This is a genomic window from Tissierella carlieri, from assembly GCF_018917285.1.
GTDB lineage: Bacteria > Bacillota > Clostridia > Tissierellales > Tissierellaceae > Tissierella > Tissierella carlieri.
This window is the reverse complement of the sequence record NZ_JAHLOH010000008.1, coordinates 1-13,018: the sequence shown is the minus strand read 5'-3', so window position 1 is coordinate 13,018 and position 13,018 is coordinate 1. Positions and strand designations below refer to the sequence as shown.

General features: G+C 28.0%; 10 protein-coding genes. 9 read left to right on the top strand and 1 reads right to left on the bottom strand.

From position 1 onward, the window contains the following. Window positions 1-258, bottom strand: a 258-nt coding sequence (locus tag KQI38_RS01060) for a helix-turn-helix domain-containing protein (RefSeq protein WP_216554442.1), incomplete at its 3' end; no start/stop codon positions are given. A 325-nt stretch (window positions 259-583) separates the two neighbouring features. Here KQI38_RS01060 and KQI38_RS01055 point away from each other — a divergent pair. The 9 genes from KQI38_RS01055 to KQI38_RS01015 all read left to right on the top strand — a co-directional run bounded on the left by KQI38_RS01055 (window position 584) and on the right by KQI38_RS01015 (window position 12,849). Beyond that, complete coding sequence (locus KQI38_RS01055) at window positions 584-2,746, top strand: sigma factor-like helix-turn-helix DNA-binding protein (RefSeq protein WP_216554440.1); 2,163 nt, start codon at window positions 584-586, stop codon at window positions 2,744-2,746. Window positions 2,747-2,748: 2 nt separating this feature from the next. Then, window positions 2,749-4,836 carry a DEAD/DEAH box helicase family protein gene (locus KQI38_RS01050; RefSeq protein ID WP_216554439.1) on the top strand — a complete coding sequence of 696 codons (2,088 nt, stop codon included), beginning with the start codon at window positions 2,749-2,751 and terminating at the stop codon, window positions 4,834-4,836. Window positions 4,837-4,848: 12 nt separating this feature from the next. Then, on the top strand, window positions 4,849-5,013 hold the full coding sequence (locus KQI38_RS01045) for a hypothetical protein (protein WP_216554437.1): 165 nt from the start codon (window positions 4,849-4,851) through the stop codon (window positions 5,011-5,013). Continuing rightward, entirely contained in the window at window positions 5,010-7,016 is a 2,007-nt protein-coding gene (locus KQI38_RS01040) for a hypothetical protein (RefSeq protein WP_216554434.1), read from the top strand. Before KQI38_RS01045 ends, KQI38_RS01040 begins: the two co-directional genes overlap by 4 nt. Further along, window positions 7,013-7,462, top strand: coding sequence for a DNA phosphorothioation-associated protein 4 (locus KQI38_RS01035; RefSeq protein WP_216554433.1), 450 nt, complete (start codon window positions 7,013-7,015; stop codon window positions 7,460-7,462). The genes KQI38_RS01040 and KQI38_RS01035 overlap by 4 nt, the downstream gene beginning before the upstream one ends. 219 nt (window positions 7,463-7,681) lie before the next feature. Beyond that, window positions 7,682-9,142 (top strand): DNA phosphorothioation system sulfurtransferase DndC, encoded by a 1,461-nt coding sequence (gene dndC, locus KQI38_RS01030; RefSeq protein WP_216554430.1) that lies wholly within the window; start codon window positions 7,682-7,684, stop codon window positions 9,140-9,142. Next, a complete protein-coding gene (locus KQI38_RS01025; protein ID WP_216554428.1) occupies window positions 9,132-11,288 on the top strand; it encodes an AAA family ATPase in 2,157 nt (718 codons plus the stop codon). Before dndC ends, KQI38_RS01025 begins: the two co-directional genes overlap by 11 nt. Next, complete coding sequence (locus KQI38_RS01020; protein ID WP_216554426.1) at window positions 11,288-11,671, top strand: DndE family protein; 384 nt, start codon at window positions 11,288-11,290, stop codon at window positions 11,669-11,671. The genes KQI38_RS01025 and KQI38_RS01020 overlap by 1 nt, the downstream gene beginning before the upstream one ends. Beyond that, entirely contained in the window at window positions 11,668-12,849 is a 1,182-nt protein-coding gene (locus tag KQI38_RS01015; protein WP_216554424.1) for a cysteine desulfurase family protein, read from the top strand. Before KQI38_RS01020 ends, KQI38_RS01015 begins: the two co-directional genes overlap by 4 nt. The last annotated feature ends 169 nt before the right edge of the window (window positions 12,850-13,018 follow it).

The window sequence follows — 13,018 nt, the reverse complement described above, 5'->3', positions numbered from 1 at the left end:
AAGTGCTAAATCCTGATAAGAAACCTCTGTAGTTAGATACAACTCTACCACATGAAGCTTAAATTCGAAAGAGTAAGTTTGATTTTTTCGTTTTCTCATTAAACCATCAGAGCCAAATTGATTGTATGCAGAAACCCATTTTTGTAAGTCCCTCGTAGAAGAGATATTATATTTTTCAGATAGAAAAGCGAATCCGTCCTTTCCAGCTAAATATTCTTCCACAACTTTCATCTTAAATTCATAACTATATTTTGCCATTTAAAAACCGACCTCCCATCAGTTAGATTCTTAGGTCTAACTTTTGGGGGTCGGTTCATTTTAAGAAAATCACTAGTTCTTTTTAGATTTTATTTCATTGATTAGTGTAGCAAGAAAAAATTACTTACTTTTTCAGTGGCCTCGAGTAACCTAGTTTTTTGTACTTTTTGTTAGCATAGGTATGTGAAACAAGGAACAAATAAGGTAAAGGAATTGGAATTTTTTGATATTATAGTATAATAGTGATAATAGGATAAAAATTTAGAGGATATAGCAATAATATAAAGAAAAATGCTATTATGCAAAAAATATAAAGGATGATAGTATGGATATTCATTTACTAATTAATGAAAAGTTTGACGTACTTTATAAAAAGAATAAGAGATATGTTGATATATGTTCAGACTTAAATTTGAACATTTTTCCTTCAGAAATCAGAAGCTATTTAGATTATAGTAATTTGTATTATAAATTGAGCAATAAAAGATACTTAAAAGTTGAATGGATTATAGATAGAATGTATGAATACTTAGAAACAGAAGGATATTATATTGACAATACAATAGCAGAAATTATTGTTAGAGATGTTTCTAAAGCCCAATCTATTAACCGTAAAAACTTAACAAATATATTTTTCTCTGAAATAGATATTATAACCAAGTATGAGTTGGATTTGATTAGAGAAAGTATATGCAAAAAACATAAAGATTTAAACATAGAAAACAAAGATAAAAGCAAGAGTGAAATTAATATAGAAAAATTTTATTATAAAAAGTTTTTTATGAAGAATACATTTAACTCAGATTTAGAAAAAAATATAATTATTACATATAATAATTATAGAATTATTAATGAAATGGGATTCAACCAGTCAATAAGGCACTTCATAAATACAGAAGGGGTAAATGACATCAGAGACTTATGTCAAGCCTGCAAGTTTGTAAGTTTAGATATAAGTATTAATGATGTAATTGATATAATTGGATATAGGCGTGTAGGAATATTTAAAATAGAGCCTATTAACGATAAAGATAAGAATATACACTTAAGTTTTAAGGACTCAATTGACGAATTTAAAAAGAGAATTAAATCTAGGGACTGGGATTGTTATTATAATTATGTAATTGACAAAATTTTTACGCTTGAGGAATTAGGGAAAATTTTCAACATTACTAGAGAACGGGTAAGACAAGTTATAAAGAAAGCTGATAGAATAGTTAAACGAGAAAAGCATATATTTCATCCATTCAAAGGATATTTAGAACATATTTTTGAACATCTAGATTATATATATATAGATAAATTAAAAGAATCTAGTTTAATTATATTTGGACAGTCGTCGGATGAATTGGAAATTGAATTAAATCTATTAAATTATTTATTTGGTACTAAATATCATATATTTCAGGATAAAATTTTCAACTTTGATAAAACTGAAATTGGAGAAACTATTGTTTTGGAAGTCTTTGGCGACGAGTTGGTAGATTGTAAATTTCTTAAGAAAGAAGACCTATATCTTCATATTTACAATATTAATTTTAAGGAGCCTCGAAAGGTTATTAGATATTTAATTGAACATATGAATAATATTATATTTAGTGATACAGAAGAGTATGTACTAATAAAAAGAAACAGGATTACAAACGTGGATATTTGCAAATGGATATTATACAACATTGGAGAACCCGTTCACTATAGCTTTGTATACGAAAGATATTGTGAGTATATGAAAAATCAAGACATGTCATTAAGAAGTTTGCATGCAACATTAGACAGATCGGAAGAACAAGGAATTATTAGAACTTTTACAGGGACATATGGGTTAGTAGAATTAGGTGCAGAAAAGCATGTGTTTGCAAGAGATCTGGCAATCAAAGTATTAAAAGAATATAATAGACCAATGCACTACAGTGAAATAATTAGAGAAGTACAAAAACAATCTAATGTTAAAGATAATACAACATATGCAAATCTTAATACGTCTCCTGAAATTATATCCAATAATGATGGGGTATATGCCTTAAAAATTTGGAAAGAAAAACTTGATGATAGTTTTCAAGAAAAGCAGGTGATTGAAAGAAAATTAATTAAGCATGGATATAATAAATTTGGAAACTATGCAATAAAATATCTCATTAAAGATAATATTTTTGATGATCATATATTGAGATTACCCTCAAATATACCTATAGAATTAAATTCTATCGTCAAAATTGTAAATACCAATGATGATGAATTTATGATTAAGTATTATAGTAAGTTAAATTATTTCTATAGGTTTGATAGAGTATTGAGCATTTCAAACATAAAAAGTCGAGAATATATTTTCCTGGAATTGATTAGCCCTGACTATATTAGAGTTTTCAAGGAGCATGAGTATTACATGTACCTAGATGGTAAGTTAATTTTAAGCAATAAAAAATTAACACATTATAATGAAGAACAAGATATAGACGATATATTAAGTATTTTTTATAAGGATGTGTAGATATGGGTGATTTTAGCAAATTATATCTTAAGGTTCATTACGATACTGATGAGGATAATATTGTTGAAGATTTTTATAATGTTGTGCTTAAAGAAACAGTTAAATATAAGAGAGCAGTCGCATTTTTTAATAGTAGATCATTAATAGAGATTATAGAGGGTCTAAGAGTGCTGATCAAAAATAATGGAAAGATTCTTTTGCTAATATCGCCTATGCTGGAAGATAAGGATGTTGAGGCCATAAAAAAGGGATATAAAACTCGTGAACAAGCACTCGAAGACAAAATTATAGAGGAATTTGAAATTGGAAGTGTAAAATACTCGGACAAATATAATCTTTTGGCTTGGTTGATATATAAGAGCAAATTAGATATAAAAATTGTTTATAGAATAGATAGTGTTTCGGGAATTTTTCATGATAAATTAGGAATTTTATACGATAGTAACTATAATATAATATGTTTTCATGGATCAAATAATGAAACCTTTCAAGCTATGAATAGTAATTATGAGTCATTTGATGTGTATGTATCATGGGATTCTAGGGATGAGCAACGAATAAAATACAAGGAAGAACAATTTGATAGGCTATGGGATAACAAGAGTGATATCTGGAAATCTTTTAGCATTTCTGATGGATTGAAGGAAAAATTATTAACATATAAAATTGGACAAGATCCTTATATAAAAGAAGAGTTTTTGGAAACTACTGTATGTGGCACAAATAGTATAAACATTAAGCCTCATTTACCAAAGTGGTTGGATCTCAGAGAATATCAAATAGAAGCAATAAATAATTGGTTTAAAAATGGTGGTAAAGGTATATTTGAAATGGCAACTGGTACTGGTAAGACAATTACAAGTTTAGCTGCTATAACAAAATTATTGAATTATTATATAGATAAAGAAGTTCCTATAGGACTAATTATTGCATTGCCATATAAAGTGTTACTAGAGCAGTGGGAAGAAGAACTTTACAATTTTAACATACTACCTTTAAAATGCTATGAGTCAGTAAATAAATGGAAAAATAGTATGAATAAAAGCATTAGTTTATTTAATAGTGGACATCAGAAATTATTTTGCGTGATTACAACGAACTCTACTTTTAAGTCGGAGCAGTTTCAAGAACGGTTAAACAATGTTAAACAAGACTATATTATTTGTATAGATGAGATGCATAATTTTACATCGGATAATTCGATAAATTCATTGCCTGAAAATGCAAAATATAGATTAGGATTATCTGCAACATTAGAAAATGAATATAAACATGAGCAATTAAATAGATTGAAAAGTTATTTTGGAGAAGGAGTAATATTTAAGTTTACAATGGAAGAAGCTATTAAAAAAGGATTTTTAACTAAATATTACTATTATCCAGTATTTGTAGAACTGACTGACACTGAAAAAGTAGAATACTATGAGATAAGTAGAAAAATTGGGAATATAATTGGTAAAGTAGATATAGAAGATCAAAACCTTCAAGCATTATTTAGGATTAGAGCTCGTATAATATCATCAGCAGAGAATAAAGTAGAAAAGTTATTGGATTTTTCTCCTCTCATCAAGAACTCCTATAATAACATATTCTATTGTGGTGATCGCATTGAAAGTGATGGGAAATTTATTGAAAAGGTTAATAAGGTATTAGCTAATAGAATTGGTATAAAAACTCATACATTTACATCAAATGAATCTAAAAACGAAAGAGAACGTATTCTAAATGATTTTAAAGATAATAAACTGCAAGCATTAACAGCAATAAGGTGTTTAGATGAAGGAGTTGATATACCAAAGTTAAAAAGAGCTTTCATTTTATCAAGTGGTTCCAATCCTAAGGAGTTTATTCAGCGTAGAGGAAGGGTTTTAAGAAGGGCAGAAGGAAAGGAGTATGCTGAAATTTATGATTTTATTGTTATACCAACACTTGATAGAGAGCAATTAAAGGTAATGGACTATAGTATATTAATGAACGAAAAAAAAATTATCGTTAAAGAATTAAATCGTTTTAAAGAATTTGCTGACTTAGCAATAAATACTCATGAAGCATATAAAAAAATCTTTGAAGTAATGGATCTTTATAAATAAGGGGGAATGGAAATGGATTCAAAAAATACTTTAAGAGAAATATTTAAAAACTATGATCCAGAGATTATAAAGTTGTATTCCAATTTATTAAGTTTAGAAAAAGAAAGTTTAAACAATCGCAATGAGAATGCTATTATACAAAGTATTCTTCAGCGCATAAAGGGGGAATTGGAATGATTTTAAAAAGAATGAGAATGAAAAACTTTTTTAGATATTATGGAGAACAAGTTATTGAATTTGTACATGATGGTGAAAAAAATGTTACGGCTATAAAAGGGGAGAATGGGCGGGGAAAGACTACTATTTTATCAGCATTTTCGTGGTGTTTTTATGGGGAGACTGAAAAGCCATTAACAACAGATAAAATGTATAATAAAAGAGCTAGAGCAACATTGAAAGAGGGTGATATAGATTCTGTATTTGTTGAGATTGATTTTATTGACAAGAATACAGAATATACAATTTATAGGGAACAAGATTTTAAATTACATAATGGAACTATGATTCCAACTGGTGAAGAAAAAATAGATATTACTTATAAAGATCATATTGGTAACAGAAAGAAAGTTATTGATACAAGAAATTTTTTCAATAATATTATCCCGATTAATCTTAGACAGTTTTTCTTTTTTGATGGTGAAAGAATAAATCGTTTAGCTCAAGAAGAGGGTAGAGAAGAGATAAAAGAAGCTATTTTAAATATTTTAGGATTAAATGTTATTGAAAACTTAATGTTGGACTTAGAAACTGTCAGTCAAAGGCTAAATAGAGAAATTAAAAAATACCTAAAAGATAAAGAAGCTGATTTATCAGATCAAAAAGATGATTTAATAAATTTGAAGCAAAACATTGAAAAAGAGTATAATGAGTTAGTTGATCTAAAACGTGGGCAAGAAACCGAGAGGGAGAGTATTAGTATGTTTCTAATAAGTCATAACTCGGAAGTAGTAGCTTCATTAGAAAGTGAAAGAAGACAATTAGAAAAAGACCATAAATTATTAAATGAAGATATAAAAGACATAGATAAAAGAATAAATAAATTATTTACAACTAAAGCAAAAGATATGTTGATTATGCCATATACTTGTGGAATTTATGAAATGTTGGAAGACAGACGGGAAAAAGGAGAGCTTCCATCAGATATAAAGGATACATTTATTAAAGATTTAATTGAAAAAGGTGTGTGTATTTGTGGGACAAAGGTAGAACAAGGAAGTACTGAACTTAAAAAACTTCAAGAGCTACTTAAAACTGCAGGAAGACGTGAGTTAGATGATGCTTATATAAGAATAATTTCCTATATTAATAATAATGAAGGAGCAGATAGTAATTTTTTTAAAGAATATAATAAATTGCTTAGTTTGGAAGAAGCAAAACAATATGAAATTCAAAGAAAGAACAATAGAATAAAGCAGATTGATGAAGACATTAAAGGAATTGATATTGAAGAGATAGCTAGAAAAACAGAGTACAGAAAGGTTTTGGAAAAAAAGTTAGTAGATACAAAAGCGGATATCATGAGAAAAAAAGAAAGAATTCAAAATATAGATAAGGAAATTGAAAGACTAACAATTGAAATAGAAAAAGCAGAAATAAAAAACAATGAAGCAATAAAAATTAATTCTCAAATCAATAAAGTAAGGCAATTAATCAAACTAAATAACCAGGTGCATGAAGCATTTAAGGAAGAAGTCAGAAGGGATTTAGATAAAAGGATTAAAGAAGTATTTAAGAGCATTTCTCATAAAGAATATAGAGAACCTGTACTTACTGAAGATCTTGTGCTTAAGGTAGTAAATAATTTTAATACAACCTTAGAGGAAGAAGTTCTTTCTACAGGAGAAAGCCAAGTATCAAGCCTATCTTTTATAGGCGCTTTGGTTTCCTATTCTAGAGATAAACAAGATTCAGAATTATACAGTAGCTTTATGGGTGGAGATTTTCCCATAGTTATGGATTCGCCATTTGGGAACCTAGACAGTCTTCATTCTGCTCATATTGCAAAAGGGATTGGAGATTTATCAAATCAGGTTGTCATCATTGTTTCACAAAAACAATGGGGGTCTGAAGTTGAGAAAAATATATATCATAGATTAGGTAAAATGTATGAGTTAGTAGAAGGAGACATTTTCACTGATGAGATTGGAGAATATACTTACATTAAGGAGGTGCGCATATGAAAAATTCTATAGCTAAAGCTCTTGAATATGAAGAAATATACCAAGAACTAGGTAATAGGAATGAAAAAATATTTGATAGTATGAAGGATGTAATGGTTTTTTGTGCACTCATTGCTTTAAGAAAAGGAAAACCAAGAAAACCAATAGAAAAGCGTGGAGGAGAACCTATTAAAGTTGAAATTTTTAGACAGGATGATAAAAACATTATAGATATTATAGCATTACATGAATATGGAGATTTAGAAGTTATAACAGAAGAAAAGAATGATGAAAAATTGACTATATTTGAGGAATATGCTAATGCTGGGATGGCTTATATTGAAGAAAGGTTTAAAGGGATACCTAAGGAAGTCGAAATTAGAAGTTTGATTGATGAGTTTAGACCAGAAACCACATATAGAGAACCAATAAATATTGCTGAACTAGTAATGGAAAGTATAGATTAATATCAGGATGACAAATGGGAACAGTAAAACAAATTGAATATTGCACATGACAACAATAAAACTGAATATTCTATACATTTAAAGCTATAATAAAAGTGAAATTTTATTATAGCTTTTTTAGATCCTATTAGTAAGAAAAGACAAAAAATATAAAATTAAGTTGTAGTTGATATAAAATATGTTATACTATAATAAACAATCTCAATTTAAGGTGATAATATGAATGAAAAAATTAGATTTATTATAGAAGAAATGAAAATAGTATATAAAAATGACAAAAGACCATGGATTATTGGATATAGTGGTGGAAAAGATTCTACAACAGTAGTACAATTAGTTTTTCAAATGTTATTAGAGTTGCCACAGGAAGAGAGACATAAGAAGGTATATGTTGTATCCTCTGATACTTTAGTAGAAAATCCAATAATATTGACACATTTACATCAGTCAAGTAAACAAATTCATGATAGCGCAGAAGAAAAAAGACTACCTCTAGAAGCAATAATAGTACATCCAGATTATAATAATACCTTTTGGACAAATATAATTGGTAAGGGATTTCCTACGCCTAAATCGAGTAGGTTTAGATGGTGTACAGAGAGATTGAAAATTACACCATCTAATAAATTTATTAAGGAAAAAGTGGAGGAAAATGGAGAAGCTATTGTATTACTTGGCGTTAGAAAGGCTGAAAGCAGTGCTAGAAGACAAAGTATTGAAAAAAGGAAAATAGATGGTTATTTATTAAACCCTCATGCGACTCTTTATAATACTTATGTTTATAGTCCAATTGTTGATTTAACTGTAAATGATGTATGGGAAGTGTTGCTATCAAATGGGGGTATTAGCCCTTGGGGTGGCAATAATAATAAGTTATTCACACTTTACTCTGATGGAGATGGTGGAGAGTGTCCATTTATCCTTACAACTAACTTAGATAAGGAAATAGAAGCACCCTCGTGTGGGAACACAAGATTTGGATGTTGGACTTGCACTGTAGTGAAGAATGATAAATCTCTAACTGGATTTATTGAAAGTGGCGAAGAATGGCTTATCCCACTTGCTAGATTTAGGGAATGGCTATTAGAAATCAGAGATGATAGAGAATATAGAGATAAAAAACAAAGAAATGGTAGAATATATAGATTAAAGGTTGTGTATGACAAGGTATCTGATGAACAAAGGGAAGTATATTTAAATGAAGGTTATGAAGTACGAACTGATGATAAAGGCAGAAAGTTCTTTTGGGTTAAGGGATTAGGTCCTTTTAATTATGAAGGAAGGAAATTAATATTACGAGAATTACTTGAGGTCGAAGAGGAAGTTGGTATAGAATTAATTTCAGTTGAGGAACTAAAGGAAATTGAGAAAATTTGGAATCAAGAATTCGATTTAAAGAGAGATGAATTATGCCGAATATATAGGGAAGTAAAAAATAAAGACTTGCCCTGGGCAAAGTTTATTAGGCCAATATTTGACGAAAGAATTATTAGTGAAATTAATAGTGTTTCTAATAAATATGGAGTAGAAGGCGATTTGATAAATAGGCTTTTAATACTTACAGATGATAATAAAGTTTATAAAAACAAGACGAATTATAGAAATTCTATTGATAAGCTTTTAAACCAGAAATGGTTACATGTTGATATATATGATGAGGAGTACAAAGATGAAGATTAAAGAGTTAATTATTAAAAACTTTAGATCGTTTAAAGATGAAACAAGATTTGATTTTACAACCAATGGAGATAGAAACATAGTTTTGATAGGTGGAGAGAACGGAGCGGGAAAGACATCTATATTTGAGGCGATCAAACTATGTATATATGGACCATTAACATATAGGTATCAAGGATTGGTTCCTAATTATATATCTCGAATAAAGTCTATGATAAATGAAGACGTATTTACTGAAAATAGTATTCATTCTTTTATACAACTAAATATAGAAGTAAATATAAATGGCTCCGAAGATTTATATACTATTAAAAGAGAATGGAATATATCTAAAGGAAGATTAAGTGAACATTTTATAATAGTTAAAGATGATGAAAAACTTGGCAGGGACGAACAAGAGAGATTCGAAGCATATATAAAAAATACTATTCCTCCAAACGTATTTGATTTATTTTTCTTTGATGGTGAAAAGCTCTCTGACTTCTTTACAGAAAAGAATATTGATTTGAAATTGAAAGATACAATAATAACTTTAAATAATTTTGATATTTTTAATGTTTTAAGTAAAGAATTAAATTTAAATATAAGAAGAAAAGATAGGGAACGAGAAAATATAAAAGAACATATCCTAGAGGCCGATAGTATTGAGAAAGTTGTTTTTGAACTAGAGTCTAAACTTAAAGAGATAATTGAAGAAATTAAACTTCTTGATGACTTGAAAGAAGAACTTGAAATTGAAATTAGTAATGTTAACGAAGAGTTTATAAATGCGGGTGGCTTAAGTAGAAAAGAAAAAGAAGATATTTTAAGTAAAATAAGTATAGCTGAAAATAAAAGAGAAATTTTAAATACGGATATAAAAGAGTATTGTAATGATATGCTTCCTTTTATTATAATTAAAGATTTACTAAAAGAAGTTAAAAAACAAATATATTTGGAAGAAGATTACATTGTATATAAGGCAATAAGTAGAAAAATCGATGGCTCTAAAATCGAAGAAATTATTAAGAAGTCTTTGCATTCTAAGGAAGTTTTAGATTCGGAGTTTGAGACCATTATAGCAGAGTTAAAAAAAGAAATTCTTCCTAAAGAGTTTGACGATAATTTTTTATTAATTCACCATCTATCTAAAGAACAACAAAGTAAGGTTGTTTCGGTAATTGATAAAGTAATGATAGAAGATATCAGCAAGATCAACTATTTTGAAGAGATATCAAACTTAACAAAAGAAATTTCAGATTATAGAGAAAGATTAAGCAAAGCATTAATTGATGAAGAAAATGAGAAATATGTTAATAAGATAGCAGAATTAAATAATAGATTCAATAATATAGTAATAAAATCAAATGAATTAGTAATGAATAAGCAAAAGATAGAAGAAGAAATTGCTATTAGGACAAATGAACTAAAAAAACTGAATGAAAAGATAAATATTTTAAAGCAAGCTGAAAATGTAAAAGATATTTCAAATACTTTAATAGAAATGCTCGATGAATTATTAATAAAATTAACTGCTGATAAAAAAGAAGAAGTGGAGAAGCATTTCAGTAGTATATTTTCAGAAATAATTAGAAAAGAAAAGTTTATTGACTTTATTAAATTAGATGATGAATTTAATATAACGTTATATGTGAAGAGAGAATATACCATCGATGAAATAATAAGGATGATTGCCAATCTAGGATTGGATGAAATGAAAAAAAAATTTGGGACATTATTTGTCGAGGAAATTTATAGCATATGTAATTCAACAAATAGAAAAGATATATTAACTTGTTTAAATAAAAAAACTGATGAAAATAGAATTGAACTAAATACTAAGGTAGATGTGATGAATCTATCTTCTGGAGAAAAACAAGTTTATATATTATGCTTATATTGGGCACTTATAAAGAGTTCTGGAATTGATATTCCATTTATAATTGACACGCCTTATGGAAGAATTGATGAAATTCATAGAAAAGCTATAACAACAAAATTTTTTCCAAAGATAAGTGATCAGGTTATTGTTTTATCTACTAACACGGAGATTGAAGCAGGTCTATATGAAGATATTAATAAATATGTTTCTAAGGAATACATGTTAGAATACAATATTCAGGATAGAAAAACTATTATAAGTGAAGGATATTTTTATGAGGTGGTTTAATGGGATTTAGACTAAAGACTTCTAGCAATACAAAGGATATATTTGAATATTTGGGAACAAGAACAAATTTAAAGCCATTTGTATTATCAAAGATTGCAATATCTTTATCTTTAAAAGAAGAAGATGATATTTCAAATTATGTAAATGATGATATAAATGGATTTGAATTGAATAGACAAACAATAACAGGACAGTATGATGAAGTATTTAAATGTTTAATGGAAGCAAAGGCAGGTAGGTATTTGAGTGATGATGAATATTTCCCAGAATATACAAAAAAACATTTAGATAGAGGAGCAGAAATATTAAAAAACCTATACGATTATAGAGGAAATTTTGAGAGGCTTTTTAACTCATTATTAAAGGGGAGTGAAGGCATATGATCTATCTTGATAATAACGCCACAACACCAATAGATGATGAGGTAGTTTATGCAATGGAGCCATATTTAAGAGAAGAATATGGTAATCCTTCAAGTAAATTTTATACACTTGCAGCTAACGCAGAAAAGGCTGTAAATTTAGCTAGAGAAAAAGTTGCTAATTTAATTCATTCAGATCCTAAAGAAATTATATTTACCTCATCTGCTACTGAAAGCAATAACTTCATAATTAAAGGAATAGCTGATTATATGAGATATTATGAAGAAAAAGGTAACCATATTATTACCAGCAAAGTTGAACATCAATCCATTATTAATACATGTAGATTTTTAAATGGTGAAATTTATATGAATAAAGAAAAAAGAAAAAACTTAAATAAAGAAGGTAAAGTAATAGATAGAGGATATGAAGTTGATTTTTTAGATGTAAATGAATTTGGCCAAGTTCAAACTAGTATTATCCTAAAGAAAATAAAGCATACTACAATATTAGGAAGTATAATTTGGGCAAATAATGAAATAGGAAATTTAAATGATATAAATGAAATTGCTAATCTATTTAAAAATAATGGAGTATTATTTCATACTGATGCAACGCAAGCAATTGGAAGAGTTCAAGTAGATGTAAAAAAGACTCCTATAGACTTTATGTCTTTTTCTGCACATAAATTATATGGACCCAAAGGAATAGGTGCAGCTTATATTAAAAGTGGTAAATATTCCATGCCTGATATTACCTCTCTTATCCATGGAGGAGACAATCAGGAATTTGGATATAGGGCTGGAACATTATCCGTTCATAATATCGTCGGATTTGGTAAAGCTGCAGAAATAGCTAAGAGAGATATGAATTCTTATATTATTAAGCTTGAGAAACTTGAAGTAGAATTTAAAAAACTAATTTCAACAAAATATCCAGATATAATATTTTTGACAGATCCTAGGAATCATGTACCTGGAGTAGTTTCCTTCATTATTCCAAGAACTAATAATATGATGTATATAAAAAGTTTATCAGATAAAGTAGCAATGTCCTCAGGCTCTGCATGTAGTATTACGGGTGAATCACATGTCTTAAGTGCAATTAATAGACTAGAATATAATACTAACTTTTTTAGAGTGAGCTTTAATAAATTTAATACAGAAGAAGAAATAATTAAATTAAAGGATATTTTATAAGATTTCAAAAAAGTAGATAATGCTGTTGAAATAACTAAAATTAAGATAAGCGAATTTAAATATAAGGATAAGCCCCTTATTGATATGTCGTTAAAAGAGTTAGCCTCTAATATTTCTTCTGACATTAATTATTTAAAGGAAGAGGTAATTACAGATGAAGGGGTTAAAT

Bases quoted from the DNA above. Each gene is read 5' to 3' on its own strand.
- KQI38_RS01050 (WP_216554439.1), top strand. From the start codon at position 2,749: ATGGGTGATTTTAGCAAATTATATCTTAAGGTTCATTACGATACTGAT.
- dndC (WP_216554430.1), top strand. From the start codon at position 7,682: ATGAATGAAAAAATTAGATTTATTATAGAAGAAATGAAAATAGTATAT.
- KQI38_RS01020 (WP_216554426.1), top strand. From the start codon at position 11,288: ATGGGATTTAGACTAAAGACTTCTAGCAATACAAAGGATATATTTGAA.
- KQI38_RS01040 (WP_216554434.1), top strand. From the start codon at position 5,010: ATGATTTTAAAAAGAATGAGAATGAAAAACTTTTTTAGATATTATGGA.
- KQI38_RS01055 (WP_216554440.1), top strand. From the start codon at position 584: ATGGATATTCATTTACTAATTAATGAAAAGTTTGACGTACTTTATAAA.
- KQI38_RS01035 (WP_216554433.1), top strand. From the start codon at position 7,013: ATGAAAAATTCTATAGCTAAAGCTCTTGAATATGAAGAAATATACCAA.
- KQI38_RS01015 (WP_216554424.1), top strand. From the start codon at position 11,668: ATGATCTATCTTGATAATAACGCCACAACACCAATAGATGATGAGGTA.
- KQI38_RS01045 (WP_216554437.1), top strand. From the start codon at position 4,849: ATGGATTCAAAAAATACTTTAAGAGAAATATTTAAAAACTATGATCCA.
- KQI38_RS01025 (WP_216554428.1), top strand. From the start codon at position 9,132: ATGAAGATTAAAGAGTTAATTATTAAAAACTTTAGATCGTTTAAAGAT.